This window comes from Pseudoxanthomonas helianthi (genome assembly GCF_017939625.1).
GTDB classification, from domain to species: domain Bacteria; phylum Pseudomonadota; class Gammaproteobacteria; order Xanthomonadales; family Xanthomonadaceae; genus Pseudoxanthomonas_A; species Pseudoxanthomonas_A helianthi.
The window spans coordinates 147,865-168,545 of record NZ_JAGKTC010000003.1; the positions used below are offsets into that span (position 1 = coordinate 147,865).

Annotated in this window: 10 protein-coding genes; all 10 read left to right on the forward strand. The window is 65.0% G+C overall.

The window, feature by feature from the left end; translation table 11 throughout:
- Positions 1-365 precede the first annotated feature (365 nt).
- Positions 366-3,650 carry a TIM-barrel domain-containing protein gene (locus J5837_RS12700; protein ID WP_210537563.1) on the forward strand — a complete coding sequence of 1,095 codons (3,285 nt, stop codon included), beginning with the start codon at positions 366-368 and terminating at the stop codon, positions 3,648-3,650.
- A 237-nt stretch (positions 3,651-3,887) separates the two neighbouring features.
- Positions 3,888-6,995: a TonB-dependent receptor gene (locus J5837_RS12705; RefSeq protein ID WP_210537143.1), complete on the forward strand. Its 3,108-nt coding sequence runs from the start codon at positions 3,888-3,890 to the stop codon at positions 6,993-6,995.
- 145 nt (positions 6,996-7,140) lie between these two features.
- Complete coding sequence (locus tag J5837_RS12710) at positions 7,141-10,116, forward strand: TonB-dependent receptor domain-containing protein (protein WP_244755945.1); 2,976 nt, start codon at positions 7,141-7,143, stop codon at positions 10,114-10,116.
- A 130-nt stretch (positions 10,117-10,246) separates the two neighbouring features.
- Positions 10,247-11,512, forward strand: coding sequence for a DUF3472 domain-containing protein (locus J5837_RS12715; RefSeq protein ID WP_210537144.1), 1,266 nt, complete (start codon positions 10,247-10,249; stop codon positions 11,510-11,512).
- 175 nt (positions 11,513-11,687) lie between these two features.
- Positions 11,688-12,530: an HpcH/HpaI aldolase/citrate lyase family protein gene (locus J5837_RS12720; protein WP_210537145.1), complete on the forward strand. Its 843-nt coding sequence runs from the start codon at positions 11,688-11,690 to the stop codon at positions 12,528-12,530.
- 33 nt (positions 12,531-12,563) lie between these two features.
- A complete protein-coding gene (locus J5837_RS12725; protein ID WP_210537146.1) occupies positions 12,564-14,981 on the forward strand; it encodes a sodium:solute symporter in 2,418 nt (805 codons plus the stop codon).
- Positions 14,982-15,028: 47 nt separating this feature from the next.
- Positions 15,029-15,895 carry a LysR family transcriptional regulator gene (locus tag J5837_RS12730; RefSeq protein WP_210537147.1) on the forward strand — a complete coding sequence of 289 codons (867 nt, stop codon included), beginning with the start codon at positions 15,029-15,031 and terminating at the stop codon, positions 15,893-15,895.
- 240 nt (positions 15,896-16,135) lie between these two features.
- Positions 16,136-18,364: a TonB-dependent receptor gene (locus J5837_RS12735; RefSeq protein ID WP_210537148.1), complete on the forward strand. Its 2,229-nt coding sequence runs from the start codon at positions 16,136-16,138 to the stop codon at positions 18,362-18,364.
- 35 nt (positions 18,365-18,399) lie between these two features.
- A complete protein-coding gene (locus J5837_RS12740) occupies positions 18,400-19,731 on the forward strand; it encodes a serine hydrolase domain-containing protein (RefSeq protein WP_210537149.1) in 1,332 nt (443 codons plus the stop codon).
- Positions 19,728-20,669, forward strand: a complete 942-nt coding sequence (locus J5837_RS12745; protein WP_210537150.1) for a ribokinase — start codon at positions 19,728-19,730, stop codon at positions 20,667-20,669. The genes J5837_RS12740 and J5837_RS12745 overlap by 4 nt, the downstream gene beginning before the upstream one ends.
- Positions 20,670-20,681 lie beyond the last annotated feature (12 nt).

Here is a 20,681-nt window from a genome sequence, read left to right on the forward strand (position 1 = left end):
GCCACACGATCCGTTTTTTCTTTCGAAAAGTCAAATATCGAAAGCTAATAGAAAGATATCGAGTTCACGAATGCGACCATCTTTCGCAGGGTTGGTTTCAATTCCAACTGAAGTTATAGCCGAGAAATTCGCATTTCACCCTGGTTCTCGCAAGTTTTGCTGCGCACAAACTTTCGTTTAAACAGAATATCTTATTTTTTTCTTTGCAATTTATTGACTTTGGAAAAGACGCTGCCCTAGAGTCCTTGCTCGACATTTCGAATTGCCGCGAAAGCGGTGCCGAGGGCAGGGTGGAGACGAGGAAACGACGCTGCGGCTGGTTGCTGGCCTTGTCCGGATTGCTGGGAACGGCCGTGTCCCCGGCCATGGCCGAAACGGTCGGCAACCTGCGCAGCTTCGCGCCTGCGACCGATGCCGGCGCTGCGCCGGCATGGGAACTGGTCACCGACAACGGCAGCCGCGTCCGCATCGAACTGGTGCGCGCCGATATGTTTCGCGTGCAGGCCGGTCGCGACGGCAAGCTGAGCCCGGCCGGCGACAAGGCCACGCCGATCGTGTTGCCCCAGGCACCGGTCAAGGTCGCCGCCAACGTCGAAGAAGACGCCAACGAAATCCGCATCCGCACCGATGCGCTGGTGTTGCACGTGCAGCGCCAGCCGCTGCGGCTGGCGCTGGAGCGCATCGAAGCCGGCAAGCCGGTGCCGTTGTGGCGCGAGTTGCAGCCGCTGGACCTGGCGAAAGAACAAAGCGTGCAGACGCTTTCCAGCACGCCGGACGAGTATTTCTATGGCGGCGGCCAGCAGAACGGCCGCTTCCAGTTCAAGGGCCGCGAGCTGGAGATTTCCTATTCCGGCGGGTGGGAAGAAGGCGATCGCCCGAGCCCCGCGCCGATGCTGCTCAGTTCGCGCGGCTGGGGCATGTTGCGCAACACCTGGGCGGACGGTGCGTACGATTTGCGCCAGCCCGATTCGGCCACGCTGCTGCACAAGGAAGATCGTTTCGACGCGTACTACTTCGTCGGCGATGGCCTGCACGAACTGCTCGATCGCTACACCGCGCTGACCGGCCGCGCGCGCATGCTGCCGCGCTGGGGCTATTCCTACGGCGACGCCGATTGCTACAACGACGGCGACAACAAGAAGAAGCCGGGCACCGTGCCAGAGGGCTGGAGCGACGGCCCCACCGGCACCACGCCCGACGTGGTCGACAGCGTGGCCAAGAAGTACCGCGAGTTCGACATGCCCGGCGGCTGGATCCTGCCCAACGACGGCTACGGCTGCGGCTACACCGACCTGCCGAAAGTGGTACAAGGCCTGGCGAAGTACGGCTTCCGTACCGGCCTGTGGACCGAGAACGGTGTGGAGAAGATCGCCTGGGAAGTCGGCAAGGCCGGCACCCGCGTGCAGAAGCTCGACGTGGCCTGGACCGGCAAGGGCTACCAGTTCGCGATGGATGCGAACCATTCGGCCTACGACGGCATCTTCGACAACTCCGATTCGCGTCCGTTCCTCTGGACGGTGATGGGCTGGGCCGGCATCCAGCGCTACGCGGTGGCATGGACCGGCGACCAGAGCGGCAGTTGGGACTACATCCGCTGGCACATCCCGACGATCATCGGCTCCGGACTGTCCGGTTATGCGTATGCGACGGGCGATGTCGACGGCATCTTCGGCGGCAGCGCGGAAACCTATACCCGCGACCTGCAGTGGAAGGCGTTCACGCCGGTGCTGATGGGCATGTCCGGCTGGTCGGCGAACTCGCGCAAGCATCCGTGGGCGTTCGACGAACCCTATCGCAGCATCAACCGCGACTATCTCAAGCTGAAGATGCGCCTGACGCCGTACATGTACGGACTGGCGCGCGATGCGGAAACCAGCGGCGCGCCGATCGTGCGCGGCCTGATGTGGGATTACCCGGACGATCCGCAGGCGCAGACCGAAGCGCACAAGTATCAGTTCCTGCTCGGGCGCGAATTGCTGGTCGCGCCGGTCTATCGCAGCCAGGCCGCCAGCCGCGGTTGGCGCCGCGACATCCACCTGCCGGCGGGCCGCTGGATCGATTACTGGGACGGCCGCCAGGTGCAGGCGGGCGCGCAGGGCAGGCAGATCGACCGCCAGGTGGAACTGGCGACGCTGCCGCTGTTCGTGCGCGCCGGCGCGATCCTGCCGATGTATCCGGCGATGCTGTTCGACGGCGAGAAGCCGCTGGATGAAGTCGAATTCGACCTGTATCCGCAGGGCGAATCGCAGTACGTGCTGTACGAGGACGACGGCAACACGCGCCGCTACGCCCAGGGCGAATCCAGCGAGCAGGTCGTCTCCATGCATGCGCCGGCGCAGGGCAGCGGCGAAGTAAAGGTAGGCATCGGTGCGGTGAAGGGCAGCTACGCCGGCCAGTTGCCGCAGCGCCGTTATGCGTTGCGTGTGCTGAGCCGACAGCAGCCGAAAGCGGTGGAACTGGATGGCCGTGGGTTGCCGAAGCTGGCCGACCGCGCCGCGTTCGATGCCGCGAACGAAGGCTGGTACTTCGATGCCAAGGAACGTCGCGGCACCGTGCACGTGCGCACCGCGCCGGTCGATATCCGCACGGCGTTGGCGTTCCGCCTCGACATTCCTGTCGCCAAGGCGGCGGCCGACGACGCTTTCCCGGCGGCGCCGGCGTTGGGCCGCGCGCTGCCGTCCGACAGCCTGCTGGTGGTCAATCGCCCGGCCGAAGAACCCGGCCACCCGCTGGAGAACGCCTTCGACGACGATCCGGGCACCTGGTTCCGCAGCGTGCGCAACCAGGCCGTGCGCACCGGCGCGCACGAATGGACCATCGGTTTCGGCGAACGCAAGCTGATCGACGGTATCGAACTGGCGCCGCGCAACGACAAGAACTGGAAGCACGGGCAGATCCGCGACTATGAGGTCTATCTGGCCGACAGCAACGGCGAATGGGGCGAACCGGTCGCGACCGGTCGCCTGAAGCTGGAGCAGGGCGTGCAGAAGATCGAATTCGCTCCGCGTGCCGGTCGCTTGCTGCGTTTCCGCGTGCTCAGCGTGCAGAACCCGGAAGGCGATGGCGCGAATGCGCTGGACCCGATGGTCACGGCGGCGCAGGGCGGCACGGGCGCGGCGCGTGCCTACGACGCGCTGCAGCCGCGCGACGTCGGCCCGATCGCGCTTTCCACCTTCCACATCCTCGAGCACCAGGCCGGCGAGCGTCCGCAACTGCAGCGCTACCTGTCCGAGCTGGCGATGCCGGAAACGCTGGCGAAGCACATCGCGCGCGACAAGGCGTTCGGCGGTGCCGCCGACATGCGCATGAACGGCCTGCAGTTCCGCCGCGGCCTCGGCGTCGGTGCGGACAGCCGCCTCGACGTGAACCTGCAGGGCAACTGGCAACTGCTGCGCGCCGATCTCGGCGTCGACGACAGCTGCCGTGCCGCCGGGGGCCTGCAATTCCAGGTCTGGGGCGATGGCCGCCTGCTGTACGACAGCGGCCTGGTCAAGGCACCGGGCGTGGTCAAACCCGAACTCGACATCCGCGGCCTGCGCAACCTGAGCCTGCGCACGCTCGGCGCGCAGTCGCCGCAGGTCTGCGGCAACTGGGCCAACGCGGTCCTGATCGGTCAGGAGGGCGATGCCGCCAGCATCGCTTCGCCGTGAACACACAGTCGTTCGCGCCATCGGGAACATCGATTGCCGTACGACCTCATCGCCAGCTGAAAACCCGCACCAATGTGTATGCCGTATCCATCGCACCAGCACCACGCAGCAGTTCCCGGTCGAACCTGACCGGATCCGATAGGGACCGGTCATGAAGCGCTGTCGCGTCCGCAGGCGGACCGGCGGAAACCACCCATGCATTCGTGAGAGAGAGGTTTCATGAAAAGCGGACATTCCTTGAGACAGAAGTGCCTGATCGTCGCCATCGGTTCCCTGCTGGCCGCAGGCACCGTCCATGGCCAATCAACGGTGGGCAGCATCTATGGCCAGGTACCGGCCGGCGAAGGCCAGACCATCGTCATCCACAACACGGCGACGGGTGCGACGCGCGAGATCGCGGTGGGCAGCAACGGCCGCTACACCGCCGCGCAATTGCCGGTGGGTACCTACACCGTCACCTTGCAGCGCGACGGCAAGGTCGTGCAGACACAGGAGAACGTGGTCCTGCGCGTGGGGCAGGGCGAGAACGTTTCGTTCGCCGGCGGTGGCGACAACGTACAGCAGCTCGACCAGGTCACCGTCCGGGGCTCCCGCGCCGCCATCGACGTGACGTCGGTCGACTCGCGCACTGTGCTCACCTCCGAGCAATTGAAGGCACTGCCGCTGGCCCGTTCCGCCGAAGCCGCGGCGCTGTTGGCGCCGGGCGTGGTGCCGGGCACCACCGCGGCCAGCGGCCGTTTCGGTGCGCCGCTGTCCAGCTTCGGCGGCGCCTCGGTGGTGGAGAATGTCTATTACGTCAACGGCTTCAACACCACCGATCCCAACCAGGGCCAGGGCGGCCTGACCCTGCCTTACGGCGCGATCGACCAGGAAGAAATCTATACCGGTGGCTATAGCGCGAAGTACGGCCGTTCGGAAGGCGGAGTTCTGAACATCCTTGGCAAGAGCGGTACCAACGAATGGAAGTTCGGTGGCACGGCGGTGTTCTTCCCCAGCTGGTCCCGGGCCGACCAGACCGATCTCTATTACTCGCATTTGCCGATGAACGCCTTCGGCACGCCGACCGCGCAAGCCGCCCAGACGGGAATGCTGTACAGCCCGCGCAGCGAGAACGAGTCGTCGACCCAGACTTACGACGCCTACATCGGCGGCCCGATCCTGCGCGACCGTCTGTTCTTCTTCGTCGCAGCCGAACAGAGCAATACCGATGGCCACTCCGTCGGTTCGGTGACCTCGGACACCTACACCGAATCCAGTTCGGAAAACCGCAAGCTGTACGCGAAGATCAACTGGAACATCACCGACAACCACTTGCTGGAACTGACTGGTGACTACAACAACATCGACAGCACGAGCACGCAGTACCACTACGATTTCCTGAACCGCAAGCGCGGCGACGTCAAACCGAACAGCCAGAGCGACGGCACCAACGGTGGCCGCTTCTGGGCGGCGAAGTACACGGGCTACCTGACCGACACGCTGACCCTCAGCGCCCAGTACGGCAAGATGGACCTGAAGTCGGAGACCATACCGGTCGGCCTGGACACGACCAACGCGTTCGTCGGCAGTCCGGAGTTCCAGAATCCGGCCTACAACGGCGGAACGCCGATCCGCAGCCAGCAAACACGCTCGTCGATCGCCGCACCCGGGGAGTTCAACACCAAGAACTGGCGCATCGACCTGAACTGGGTGCTGGGCGCGCATACCCTCAACTTCGGCGTGGACCGGCTGGACTCCACCGCGGTGGACATCAACAGCAGCCTGCCGACCGGCCCAGGCTATTCATGGTCGTATGGGCACACCGACTCGCCGACGATTCCGCTGAATCCGAACATCGGCGTTCCGGCCACGGCGGACTATCCGAATGGCGCGAGCGGTTATTACGTGACCAAGAACGTGCGCCGTACCGGCGGCGACCTGTATACCTACCAGCAGGCCGAATACCTGGAGGACAACTGGCAAGTCACCGACCGCCTGCTGTTGACGCTGGGCATCCGCCATGACAGCTATCGGAACGAGAACACCCACCACGATACCTACGTCGAGCAGAACAACCTGTGGCAGCCGCGCTTTGGGTTCAGTTGGGACGCGCACGGCGACAGCAGTCTGAAAGTGTTCGGCAACCTGGGCCGCTACGACATGAACCAGCCGCTTTCCTCGGATGGCTGGCTGGCCAACAGCGCGCTCAACACTCAGCAGTACTACACCTACAGCGGCATCGATTCGAATGGCGTGCCGACCGGCCTGACCCAGATGACGGAGCCGGTTTCGATCAACGGTTCCTACGGCCAGAGCCCGGACTTCCACCTGATCTACGCCAAGGACCTGAAGCCACAGGCACAGGACGAGCTCATCCTGGGCTTCGTCAAGGCGCTCGATTCGCACAACACCTTCGGCGCCAAGTTCACCCATCGCGAGTTGCGCAGCGTCATCGACGATTTCTGCAACGGCACGAACGCCGACGGTGGGCCGGATTTCGACGGCAAGGCCATGGGCCATTTCGACAAGGCCGAGGCGATGGGCATCGAGGTCGACTACGAAGGGGACCCCTGGTGCCGGCAGATCAATCCCGGCATCGACAACGTCATCGTGGTGAAGGATACGTCCGGCGTGTATCACGACGTGCCGATGACCGCCGCCGAAATGGGCTTCCCGAAATTGAAGCGCAAGTACAACGGTTTGAACTTCTTCGTCGAGCATGCCTTCGACGGGAAGTGGTACGGCAAGTTCGACTACACCTGGTCGCGCGCCTACGGCAATAGCGAAGGCCAGAGCCAGACCCGCAGCGACTCGATCGGCGGCACCCAGCAAACCGACTGGGACAACCCCGCGGTAATGGTGAACGCCAACGGTCCGTACGGTTACGACCATACCCACCAGATCAAGCTGTTCGGCTATTACCAGCTGAACCGCGAATGGCAGGTGTCCGGCAACCTGACGATGGTCTCCGGCGGGCCCAAGTACTGCCTGGGCAAGTACGGACCGGATCAGACCAAGCCCTATGGCTACGGCGGCTTCTACTGGTGCGATGGCCAGTGGACTCTGAATTCCGAGGGCAGCCTGGTGCCGGTTCCGGGGACAGGCCAGCCCACGCCTCCCGGCAAGAAGGGACGCCTGGGCTGGAACAACTCGATCAACCTGGGCGTGCATTACCGGCCGGCGTTCGCCGATCACAAGCTTGGCTTCCATTTCGACGTGTTCAACCTGCTCAACGAGCAGACGGCACTGAACCGGAACTGGAACTACAGCCCGGACAACCCGCAGAGCGGCTGGCCGATGTACGAAATGCCGACCAACACCCAGGCGCCGCGCTCGGCGCGCTTCAGCATCACCTACGACTACTGAGTCGATGGGGATCTCGCGGCACCGTTCCGACGGCCGGCCCGGCCATGACGGCGGTGCCGCGATCCAGCAAGAAAGACTTCCGCTTCGCCCTGCGCACCGTCTTGCACGACGCGCCGCACGATCCATCACAGATACGGGAAACAAGATGTCTGCAAACCGCCGCAACCACCGCATCGCCCTGACCGGCCTGTCCATCGCCTTGGCCGCCGCAATGGCCGCCGGCCCGCTCGCTGCGCAGGAAGCGCCGGCGGAACAGGACAAGAAGGACGAGAAGGCCACCGAACTGGCCCGCATCGAGGTCACCGGTTCCAACATCAAGCGCACCGACGTGGAAACCGCGTCGCCGGTGCAGATCATCAGCAGGCAGGACATCGAAAACATGGGTGCCCGCACCCTGTTGCAGGTGCTGGACAACCTGCCGGCCGCGCGTCCTGCGCAGGTCGACTCGAAGTCGCTGTTCACCGGCTCGGATGGCGCGTCGCAAGCCAATCTGCGCGGACTCGGCGCGCAGGGCACGCTGGTGCTGTTGAACGGCCGTCGCCTGTCGTACTACGGCGCGCCGGCGGGCTTCCAGACCCAGTTCGTCAACATCGATTCGATCCCGGCCGCGGCGATCGAACGCATGGAAGTGCTGACCGATGGCGCCTCGGCCGTGTACGGCACCGATGCGGTGGCCGGCGTGATCAACGTGATCACCAAGCGCGAGTACAAGGGCCTGGAAGTCAATCTCGTCACCGACAAGTCGTCGCGATTCGACAGCTACGGCGAGCACCAGGCCAGCATCACCGGCGGTTTCGGCGACCTCGATGAAGACCGCTACAACGTCTATGCCTCGGTCAACCTGTATCGGCGCGATCCGATCCCGCTGAGCGAGATGTACGACAAGAAGCCGGCCCAGTACTACATCAACAATCCGAACTACATCAACAACCTGCGCATCGGCACCGGCAGCGCGCCGGGCGTCTTCAATCCGGGCTATTACTACGCCATCGATCCGGTGACGAAAGTACGCCGGGACGAAGCGGCGCCGGGCTGCAACAACGTGCTCGCAGTGGCGACCGGCACGCGCTGCATCTGGCAGACCTGGTTGAACAACGAGATCGAAGGCGGTGCGAAATCCGAGCGCGTCACCGCCTACGTCAACGGCCATTTCCTCATCGGCGAGAACACCGAAGCCTTCGCCGAGGCGACCTACACCGACATCGACCTGACCGCCAACGGCGGCACGCCGCGCGCGTTCGGCACCACCACCGGCAACCCGCAGAGTTGGTTCTCGCGCAATACCGGTACCACCGTCAACCAATTCCTGACGCCGTGGCTCGGCCCGGACAACGAGTACAACCATGCCAGTCCGGAACTGAAGGCGATAAACGGCGGCGTGGTTGGCCTGAGTTACCTGCTGCAGGACGTCGGCGGCAACCATTTCGGCCAGCGCAATACCGACAAGAGCTACCGGGTATTGGCCGGGCTGAAGGGCAGTCTCGGCGACTGGAACTGGGAAACCGCGTTCGCCAGCGCCGGCACCCATTCGGTCACCTACCAGACCACCAACGTCAACATCGACGGTTTCATCAAGGCGTTCGGTCCATTCACCATCGATCCGGGTACCGGTCGCGTGATCATTTCCGACCACCCGGCCTACAAGTTCGGCGAGATCAGCGAAGCCAACGCGGCGCTGATCCGCGAGGCGTTCCCGACTTTCGACATCCAGTCGTGGACGCGCCTGCACACGCTCGACGGCAAGATCGAAGGCCCGCTGTTCAACCTGCCGGCAGGCGAAGTGCGCGCGGCGTTCGGCTTCAACGCGACCCGCGAGACCTTCTACACGCCCGGCAACGAGGACGCGGCCAACGGCAAGATCACCCAGCAGGGCGGCTCGTGGTTCGATGGCAAGCGCAACACCTATGCGCTGTTCGCCGAGGCCGTGGCGCCGATCACCGAGAAGCTGGAACTCGACATGGCGGTGCGCTTGGACAAGTACCCGAACTTCAGCGCCAACGTCGCGCCGAAGATCGGCATCAAGTACCAGGCGCTGCCCCAGCTGTTGCTGCGTGGTACCTACTCGGAAGGTTTCCGCGCTCCCAGCCTGGCCGAATCCGGCACCGGCGGCGTGTACGCGCAGATCGGCGGCTACCGCGACGAAACCCGTTGCGCGGAGACCAACGCGATCGCCACCTTGCTGCGCCAGTCGCAGCGCCAGACCGACGTGGACCTGGGCAACTCGCTGTACAACTCGGACTGCAGCCGCAACGTGGCGCGCATGACCCGGCCCAACCCCGACCTGAAGCCGGAGAAGGCCAAGATTTCCACGCTGGGCTTCGTGTGGGAACCGGCCAAGTGGCTGTCGGTGTCGGCCGACTGGTGGTTCATCTACCGTCGCAACGAGATCGTCGCGCCGGATTACAGCAATCCGGAAGAAATCATCGAGATGACCCGCTTCCCGATCACCGAGACCGACCAGGCCAACCTGGCCGCGCTGGCGGCAATGTGCGCGGATCCGGCCAGCGGCGTCACCTGCCCGGGTACGTTGCCGAGCTACAGCACCGGCAATGTGGCCAGCGTCATTGGCCAGTACAAGAATCGTGGTCGCACCCTGGTCGATGGCTTCGACATCGACGCGCGCAGCCGTTTCGACCTGGGCGACTACGGCAACCTGAACATCGGCGTGGCCGCGACCATCGCGCGCCGCAACATGTACAACTTCGACGATGGATCCGGCTGGTACTACGGCAACTTCGTCGGTTACTACGGCAACCCGCGGCTGCGCGCCACGCTGAACGCCGACTGGAGCTATGGCGAAGTCACCACCAGCTTTTTCGTCAACTACGTCGGCAAGACCAAGTGGGCGTGGGACAAGTACGACGCGCTCGACAACAACGCCGAAACCTGCACCGGCGGTTACGTGGCGGTGGCGCCCAGCGACTGCGACGGAGTGCCGGCTTGGTGGACGGCCAACCTCGGCCTGAACTGGCAGCCGGACGACCATTGGCATGTCGGCTTCACCCTGAAGAACCTGTTCAACCGCAAGCCGTTCTTCGACCCCAACGACTGGATGACCTATTCCGGCTACGCCAGCAACCTGGGCCGCAGCTACAGCTTCAGCGTCGGCTACAAGTTCTGAGCCGGGCCGCGCCGGTTCGCCGGCGGCGACGCACTCCGACGCCGGGTCCGTCCGGCGTCGGAACCGCCCGATGCAGTTCGATCATCGCTTTCTTCCTGTTGTATCCCGCAAGCAGATATCTGGAGGGGTCATGCGCTACGTTGCCGCAGCATTGCTGGGCCTGATGTTTTCGTATGTCGGACTGGCCGAAGCCCAGACCGCTACCTCGGTGCCGCTCGGCGGCAACGCCTACATCACCGTGGCGCCCAAGAACGCCGCCGAAACCATCAACGACACCGGACTGCACAATTGGACTTCGTCGCAGACGGTGGTCAGCACCTATTTCTACGCGGGGCAGGCGGGGACGTTGGACCTGTCGCTGGCCGGTTCGCTGGCCGGCGCCAGCCATAGCCAGGTCAAGGTCAGCCTGGGCGGCCAGACGCGGACGGCGGATCTGTATGGCACGGGGACATCCCCATTCCCCGTCGGCAGTTTTTACGTCGATGCGCCCGGCTACGTGAAGGTCGATTTGCAGGGCGTCTCCACCGACGGTAAGTACTTCGGCGACATCTCCGACCTGCTGATCGACGGCGCTGCGTCGACCGGCGCCGTGTTCGCCAACGACCCGGCCAATTTCTACTGGTCGCGGCGCGGTCCGTCGGTACACCTGGGCTTCGGTGTGCCGGCGAACACCGAGTACTTCTATAGCGAGATCACCGTGCCCCAGGGGCAGGATCCGGTCGGCACGTACTACATGGCCAACGGTTTCGACGTGGGCTATGCCGGCATCCAGGTGAATTCTCCGAAGGAACGCTGGGTGTTGTTCTCGGTGTGGGATTCGCCCACGGGCAGCACCACGCTCGTGCGCAAGGGCAGCCAGGTCATCACCAACGGGTTCGGCGGCGAGGGCACCGGCGGCCAGAGCCACCTGGTGTTCCCGTGGGTAGCCGGCAAGACCTACCGCTTCCTGACCCGCGCGCAACCCGATGGCAGCGGCAATACGCTGTATTCCTTCTGGTTCGGCGTGCCTGTCGACAAGAAGAATGCGAAGTCGGGCGTGGAATGGAAATTCCTGGCGACGTGGAAGTACGTCGGCAGGGTGTCCTACCTGACTTCCACGTATTCCTTCCTGGAGGGATTCAACCCCGCCACGGGATACCTGGGCCGCAGGGCTTCGTACGGGAACCAATGGGCGATCGGCGCCGACGGGACATGGACCGAGATCACCCGGGCCAGGTTCACCGTGGACGCCACCGGTCGCAACCAGCAGCGCCTGGACTTCGCCGGCGGAGCGAACGGCAACGCATTCTTCCTGCGCAACGACGGCTTCTTCAGCGATACCGTAGCGCCAGACCAGTACTTCGACCGTTCGGCCAACCTGATCCATCCGGAAGTGGATTTCAGCCAGCTTCCCTGAGGCGGCCGGTCCGGTCGCGGGAGATTGGTTCGAGCACGAGAAGATCCCGCGCAAGCGGGATTTTCTCTGTGCGGGTTGTCGCTGAAGAAAGTAAAACTTCCGTCTGAAACACCGGGGAAATCATTTTCCTTGGCTCCGGTTTGTCCGACACTGGCGCCCATGACGAGCCAGAGCGATGCGTAGCAAGCTGTTCGTGCCCGGGGGGCGGCCGGAGCTGTTCGCCAAGGCGCTGGCCGGGCCGGCGGATGCGCTGTCGTTCGATCTGGAAGATTCGGTGCCCGAATCGGGCAAGGCGCGGGCGCGCGAAGACGTGGCTGCCTTCGTTCGCAGCCCGGAAGCCGTGGCCTCCGGCAAGCTGCTGATCGTGCGTGTCAACGCGCGGGACTCCGCCCATTTCGAACACGACCTGGCGGCCTTGGCAGGTGCGCCGCTGGACATCGTCAACCTGCCCAAGGTCGAATCCGCCGAGCAGGTACGTGCCGCGTCCAAAAGACTGCGGGCGATGTGGCCGCAGGGCGCGGTGCCCGATCTCCTCGCCAATATCGAAACGCCGCGCGGACTGCGCGAGTCGGCAGCGATCGCCGGCGCCGACGAAATACTGGTAGGCCTGCAACTGGGGCTGGGCGATCTGTTCGAGCCATTCGGCATCGACCGCTCGAAGCGCGAAAACCTGCATGCCGTGATGTTCGCGCTGCGCATGGCCGCGGCGGAAGCGGGTGTGTTCGCCTACGACGGGGCATTCGCGGGCATCGACGACGAAGCGGGCTTCCGCGCCGAAGCGGCGTTGTCGCGGTCGCTGGGCTTCCTCGGCAAGAGCTGCATCCATCCACGCCAGGTCGAGTGGGCCAACGAGGTGTTTCGTGCCAGCGAGGCCGAAATCGCCCACGCACGCAAGGTCGTCGAAGCGGCGCAGGCCGCGCATGCGCAAGGCCGCGGCGCCTTCGTCGTCGACGGCCGCATGGTCGACGCACCGTATCTGAAACGCGCCGAAGCGACCTTGCGCGCCGCGCGGCCCTGACCACAGCACCGAATCCGAGCCGAGACGCGACGAATGCCTTCTGCCCCGACGACCTTCCGTCAACGTCTCGCCTCGCTGCTGGTTTCGGTATTGGCACTGCTGCCCGTGAGCGGCTTCGCCGAAAGCCTCGCTTCGGTCGAACGGCAGCAGTTGCCACCGCTCGCGACATCCGCGCAGCCGGTGCTCGCCGTCGCCAACCAGCAGCCGCTGGCCCTGGCCGAGAGCAAGGCGTGGGCGTTGCAGGCGAACGCATGGAAGCCGCTCGACTGGAATACGCCGACCGCGCAGATTCGAAGCGCTTTTGGCGACGGTACGCAGGCATTGGTACTGACTTCTCCGCGCGACGCGAGCGTCGATGGAGTCGCCGAACTGGTCCTGACCGACAACCGCCTGCGCGCGCAGGCCTTGCCCGCGCTGCCGGAAGCTTTGCAAGACGCGCTGGGCGCGGTGCATGAGCGCGTGGTCTATGTCGCGGGCATCGATGCGGCATCGAAGCCGCGCGTGTTCGTGCTGGATCGCGCCGCCGCGCGGCCAGTGTGGCAGGCGAAACCGACATGGCCAGGCGGCGCACCGACTTCGTTCGTGGTCCAGCGTGGACAGCTGCTGGTCACGACAGCCGGGCAGGGTGTCGCGGGCGATGCGCTGTGGACCTGGGTGGAAGAGAAGGGCTGGTTGTCGGCGCACGCAGTCCCGGGCCGGGTGGTTTCCGGCGCCGCGCGGGCGATGGGGCAGGCGCACGTGCTGTACGCGGTGCGCGATCCCGCCGACGCGACCTCGACGGCGAAGTTGATGACCTTCCAGATCATCACACGCGCCTGGGCCGAGCTGCCCGGCGAACTGCCGGCCGGCGGCGTGGCGACGGCCGGCTGGCGCGACGGTCTGCTGCAATTGTCGCGCACGCCCGGCAGCACGGAACTGCAGGCCGGCACGGCGCAAGTGAAGGCGGGCAAGCTGCTGTTGGGCTGGCTGGACTGGCTGGTGTTGGTGGTCTACTTGGCCGCGATGATCGGCATCGGTCTGTACTTCTACCTGCGCGAGAAGCGCAAGTCCACGTCCGATTTCTTCGTCGGCGGACGTTCGATCCCGTTCTGGGCGGCGGGCGTCAGCCTGTACGCCGCGAACACCAGCTCGATCAGCTTCATCGCCATCCCGGCCAAGTCGTTCGAAACCAACTGGCAGTACCTGACCAACAACCTGATCGCGGTGCTCGGGCTGGTGTTCGTGGCGATCTGGATCGTGCCGTTGCTGCGCCGGTTGAACCTGATGTCGGTGTTCTCGTACCTCGAGACGCGTTTCCATCCGGCCATCCGCATGCTGGCCAGCGCGCTGGCCATCGTGATGCAGATCGGCAGCCGGATGAGCGTGATCCTGTTCCTGCCGGCGCTGGCCATTTCCACGATCACCGGCATCGACGTGGTCTGGAGCGTGTTCCTGATGGGCGGCTTCACCATCATCTACACGGCAATGGGCGGCATGAAGGCGGTGATCTGGACCGACTTCGTCCAGGTCATCGTGAAGATGGGCGGCGCGATCTTCGCCATCCTGTTCATCATCTGGCACGTCAAGGGCGGTTTCGGCGAATTCACCAGCGTGGCTGCGGCGGCCGACAAGACCAAGCTGTTCGATTTCAGCTTCGACCTGACCAAGGCGACGGTGTGGGGCTTCATCTTCCTGGTGCTGTTCGAAGTGGTGCTGACCTTCCCCAAGGACCAAGTGCTGATGCAGCGCGTGCTGTCCACCGAATCGGCGCGCGAGGCGGGGCGTTCGGTGTGGGCGTTCGCCCTGATCATGATTCCGGGCGGGTTCGTCTTCTACGGCATCGGCACCGCGCTGTACGTGTACTACATGAACCACCCGGAGCGGATGAACCCGTTGTTGCCGGTCGACGCGACCTTCCCGCTGTTCATCGCGGCCGAACTGCCGACCGGGGTGACCGGGCTGATCATCGCGGGCATCTTCTCCGCGGCGATGGCCACGCTGTCGGGCATCATGAACAGCGTGGCCACGCTGATCTCGGTCGATTTCTACGAGAAGCTGGCGAAGAACCCCACGCCGAAGAAGAGCGTGCTGTTCGCCGAGGTGATGACCGTGGTGGTCGGCCTGATCGGCATCGGTATCGCCCTGGTGCTGGCGCGCTTCGACATCTCCTCGCTGTTCGACCTGTCGATCGAGCTGGCCGGCCTGCTCGGCGGCGGTTTCGCCGGCGCGTACACGCTGGGCATGTTCACCCGCCGCGCCAACGCGCCCGGCGTGGCCATCGGCATCGCCTGTAGCATCGCGCTGACCTTCGTGGCCTGGTCGTTCAAGCTGGTGCACCCATACTTCTACCTGGCCATCTCGGTGCTGCTGTGCATCGTGATCGGCTACCTGGCCAGCCTGTTCTTCCCGCCGCCGAAGCAGTCGCTGCAGGGGCTGACCATTTACCGTCGCGACCAGATACCGGCCGAATGAGCGGTTTTGGCGAAACCGCCCACGCTCGGCTAGGCTAACCGGCACCGATGGACACCCAATTCCTGCGCACCTTCGTGACGGTCGTCGACCGCGGCTCGATGGCCGCGGCGGCGCGCGAGCTCAACATCACCCCGGCGGCGGTGGCCCAGCAGCTGCGCACGCTGGAGCGCGAGCTGGGCGCGACCCTGGTGGCGCGGGTCGGGCGCACGGTCAGCATGACCGAGGAGGGCTCGCGCATCCTGCAACGGGCGCGCGACCTGTTGCGCGACGTGGCCGACCTGCGCAGCGTCGCCAACGACAATGCGATCTCCGGCGAATTGCGCGTCGGCGCTTGCCCGACTGCGCTGGCCGGCATGCTGCCGGACATCCTCGCGCGGATGGTGGAGAACTTCCCGCAGATCAACGTGTTCATCCAGCCCGGCTATTCCGCTGACCTCTACCGCGCGGTGGAGTCGGGCGAACTGGACGCGGCGCTGGTGCTGCAGGCGCCGTATTCGTTGCCGAAGACCTGCCAGTTCCAGCTGCTGCGCGAAGAGCCGCTGGTGGTGCTGGCGCCGGCGCGGATGGCCGGCCGCGATCCGCACGAGTTGCTGGCCAGCGAGCCGCTGATCCGCTACGACCGCCACCAGTGGGGCGGACGCCAGGCCGACGAATACCTGCGTAACGCGGGCATCGTTCCGCACGAGCGTTTCGAATTGAACGCGCTCAACGCGATCGCGGTGATGGTGGACCGCGGCCTGGGCGTGTCGCTGGTGCCGGACTGGGCGCGGCCGTGGCCGGAAGGCCTCGACCTGGTGCGGATGCCGTTGCCGCTGCCTTCGGAACCGCGCCGGATAGGGGTGGTGTGGTCGCGTTCCAGCGTGCGCGAACGGCTGGTCAACGTGCTGATCCGGGAAAGCCGCCGCGTCGATTGAATCCGGCGCGCTGCTGCAGCGCAATAAAGACAATTTCTAGTCACTGAACATAGCGGACGGCGGTTCAATCGCCTGCGTCCGCGACCTAAGCTGCGGCGAAAACCAGTGCAAGCAGGCTGCAGGTGCGCCGGGAGGGGCGTTGCCGGCCACCATGTCCGCACGGGCATGGCGACTAGAACGTAAACGCGGCGGCCGCAACGGCCGTCATCGAAGCCACCGTACATCCATCAGAGAAACGTCATGACCAATCGACTGACCGCGGCGATCACCTGCGTGCTGGCTGCATCCCTGTTCCCCGCCGGCGCGATGGCCCAGCAGGCCGCCAGCACCGATGGCGGCGACCAGGATGACAAGGCGACCAACCTCGACCGCATGGTCGTGACCGGTACGCGCGCGCCCAAGGCGGTGGACAAGATCCCGGGCGCGATCACCCTGGTGTCGAAGGAGGAGATCAAGCACACGTTGCTGGTCACCGAGGACGCGACGGCGGTCCTGGCCCGCACCGTGCCCGGCTATTCCGAGGCCTCGCAGGCGATGAGCAATACCGGCGAGAACCTGCGCGGCCGCATCGCATTGCGCCTGTTCGACGGCGTACCGCAGGGTTCGCCGTTGCGCGAAGGCACCCGCAACGCCACGTTCACCGACATGGGCATCGTCGACCGCATCGAGGTGATCAACGGTCCGTCGGCTTCGGAAGGCATCGGCGCGGCGGGCGGCATCATCAACTACATCTCCGCAGTGCCCAGGAAGGAAGGCAACGAGTTCCGCCTGTTGACCCGTTATTCCACCCAGTTCGAGGACGACAGTTCCGGCTGGAAGGTCGGCTTGAACTTCATGCGCAAGAAGGAGGACTACGACTTGGTCGTCGGTGCGTCGATCATCGACCGCGGCATGGGTTACGACGCCGAGGGGCGTCGGTTGGGCATGAACACCAGCGGCTCGGTCAACGATTCGGTCGCGAAGAACCTCTTCCTGAAGGGCGGCTACAACTTCGGCGAGGACGGCGAAAAGCGCATCCAGGCCACCTACAGCCGCTTCAAGATCCAGGGTAACGGCAACTACATCCAGATCGATGGCTGCCGCTACGATCCGGTGTCCTGCCCGAACCCCGTTCCGAACACGTCCGAACGCGGGCACCTGTTCGGTACCAAGGCGGAGTTCAACGACTTCGAACAGGTCAACGTGATGTACACCGACGGCGATTTCCTCGGTGGCACCCTGGTCCTGAATGGCTACTGGGCCGACCAGGCAATGCGTTATCCGCCCGAAAACGGGTCGGATCGCCAGGATCCGCTGATCCCGCCGAACGGCCCGGACGGCCTGATCTGGGACCAGTCGGAAATCAACTCCGACAAGCGCGGCCTGCGCACGTCCTGGACCCGGCCGCAGTTGTTCGGCGTCGACGGACTCGAACTGCGCGCCGGCGTCGACTGGGTGAAGGACACCGCGGAGCAGCGGTTGGCGCTGACCGACCGCCTGTGGGTGCCGCCGATGGAATACACCAGCGTCGCACCGTATGCGCAGCTCAGCTATGAAATCGGCCCGGTCACGATCAGCGGCGGATTGCGTCGCGAAGACGGCGAACTGCACGTCGATTCCTACACCACGACCTGGTTCCGCGGCCGCAAGTTCGTCGAGGGCGGCACGCTGTCCTATGCCGAAACTATGAAGAACCTCGGCGCGGTCTGGCAGATCAGTCCGCAGTGGTCGGCGTTCGTTGCCTATGGCGAAGGCTTCGGACTGCCGAACGTCGGCATCCCGCTGCGCAACGTCAACACCGACGGACAAAGCGTGAAGGGCATCGTCGACCTGCAGGCGATCATCGTCGAGAACAAGGAAGTCGGCTTCAATTGGCGCGGCGACTTCGCTTCGATGGGCGCCTCGTATTACCAGTCGAACGCCGATTTCGGCACCTCGCTGGCGATCGATCCCGCAACCAACGACTTCGTGCTGAACCGCGCGCCGACCGAGATCAAGGGCTTCGAGTTCAACGGCGACCTGAACATCGACGACGACTGGAAGCTGAGCCTGATCTATTCGCACATCCGCGGCATGACTTCGTTCTGGACCGCCGACACCCGCCGTCGCTATCCGGCGGGTGGCCTGAACAAGCCGATGGGCGCGCTGGACGTCAACCCCGACAAGATCGTGATGTCGGCGCGTTGGAAGTTCCTGCCGCAAGGGGACGTGACCCTCGGTTTCACCACGCTGTTGTCGCGATCGCTGTCCGGTAAGGATACGAGGCCGTTCGACGGCGCGACCTTCAGCTACACCGAGAAGACCAACGGCTACACTTTGTTCGACCTTGGCCTCAACTACCGCACGCAACGCTTCGGCCGTTTCTCGCTGGGCGTGGAAAACGTATTCAACAAGCAGTACATCCTGACTTGGTCGCAGGTACCGGGCTTCCGCAACTACTGGGCCGGACGTGGGCGCATGGTGTCGTTCACCCACGAGTTCACCTGGTGACGCAAGCGGCATATGCAATAACGTTGGCGGCAGCCTTGTTGCTGTCGCCAACCACGGTTTGTGCGGGGCAAGGGCGCGCGTCCGCCACAGCCGGAGTTTCGCAACGGATCTCGCCGCAGTCCGAGCGCCTGCGCGATTTCCTCGAACAGGCCACCGCCCCTCGGCACGGCTACCTGGGCGCGGTCAGCGTGGTTTCGCTCGATGGAAAGCCCCCCGACGTGGCCGCCTTCGGTTATCGCGACCTCGCACGTCACGACCGCATGCGGCCCGATGCGATCTTCCGCATCTACTCGATGACCAAGCCGATCACCTCGGTGGCGGCGTTGATGCTGGTGGAAGAGGGCAAGCTGTCGCTGGATGCACCGGTGTCGCGCTACCTGCCGGAATTCGCCGGACTGCGCCGTTGCTTCGCCCCCTTTTCAAAGGGGGCCACGGGGGATTTGCCTTTCGCGACATCGGGCGGAAAAGCGGATCCCCCTCTGTCCTCCTTCTGCGAAGGGGAAGGAAAGGCGGGCGAGCCACGGGACCCGGAAAATGCGGGGCCGACGATCCGCAACCTGTTGACCCATACCGCCGGTTTCGCCACCGATGCGGCGGAACACCCGCAGGCCGCGCACCTGTTGCAGCAGGCCGCGCCCGACCAAGCCAGCGATCTCGCCGACTACGCCAGGCGCGTGGCACAAGCGCCGCTGGCCGAAGCGCCCGGTACCCATTTCCATTACGACGGGGTCAACACGCAGGTGCTGGCGCGGGTGGTCGAAGTCGTCGGCGGCCAGCCGTTCGGCGAATTCCTGCAACAGCGGATCTTCACCCCGTTGCGCATGAAAGATACCGGCTTCGAAGTGCCGCAAGCGCAGCGCGATCGCATCGTCGACCTGACCGCAAGGGGCGACGACGGCAAGCTGGTCCTGGCCGACACCGAGAGCGCTCGTCAGCCGGGCGTGCGCCTGAACCGTTACGACAACGGCGCCGGCGGACTGTATTCGACCGCTGCCGACTATCTGCGCTTCGCGCGGATGCTGGCCAATGGCGGCGAACTGGACGGTACGCGCCTGCTGTCGAATGCGACCGTCAAACTGATGATGCGCGACCAGTTGGCGGGCTTCGATCCGCCGCCGGCGGGGCCTGCGCCTGGCGAAGGCTTCGGCCTGGGTGGATACGTCGTAACCGATGTCGAGAAGCGGGGGAGGTTGGGCTCGGTGGGGCAGTTCGGCTGGTCTGGAGCGGCATCCACCTACTTCACCATCGACCGCAGGCGGGGTCTGGTGGCTATCCTGTTGGCGCAGCATCTGCCCCGCGATGGCGCCAACGAATTGCCGCGCCTGTCGGTCCCCTTCTTCAACCTCGTTTACCAGACCCTGCCATGAACAAGCGCCACCTGCTGGTCGCCGGCTCCGCCAACCTCGATTTCGTCGTGCGCGCACCGCACGTGCCCGCGCCGGGCGAAACCGTGCTCGGCCGCGATTTCGCCACCTTCCCTGGCGGCAAGGGCGCCAACCAGGCGGTCGCCTGCGCCCGTGCCGGCGGCGCGCCGACGCGCATGCTGCTGGCCCTGGGCGATGACGCCTTCGCCGTGCCTCTGGAAGCTTCGTTGCGCGATGCCGGCGTCGAACCGTTGATCGTGCGCACGCCCGACCAACCGACCGGCACCGCCTTCATCTGCCTGTCGGACGACGCGGAGAACGCCATCACCGTCGCACCCGGCGCCAACAACGCGTTGCGTGCCGAACACCTGCCGCCGCTGGACGCGGTTTCGCATCTGCTGCTGCAACTGGAAACGCCGCTGGAAGCCGTGGGCGCGTGGGCCACCGCCGCACGCGCAGCTGGAGTGAAGGTGCTGCTCAACGCCGCGCCGGCGCGATCCTTGCCCGAGTCCCTGCTTGCCGCGCTCGACGTGCTGGTGGTCAACGAAGGCGAACTCGCGCTGCTCAGTGGCGAATCTTCCAGCGTCGCCGCGGGCCTGGCGAAGTTGTACGTGCCTGGCGTCGTGGTCACCCTCGGCGCGCGCGGCTGCATCGCACGCATCGATGGCCAGATCCACCTGCAACCCGCCTTCGTGGTGCAGGCAGTCGACACCACCGCGGCGGGCGACACCTTCTGCGGTACGCTGGCCGCACGCCTCGCCCAGGGCGATGGCATCGACGACGCCTTGCGCTATGCCAGTGCGGCTTCCGCCATCGCCTGCACCCGCCTGGGCGCGCAATCCAGCATCCCCGAACACGGCGAAGTGGAGGCCTTCCTTCGCGATTCGCCGCCTTTCCCCCCGCAAGCGCAGCAGTCGCTGGCCGCCTACTGCCGCCTGTGATCGAAACCGAAG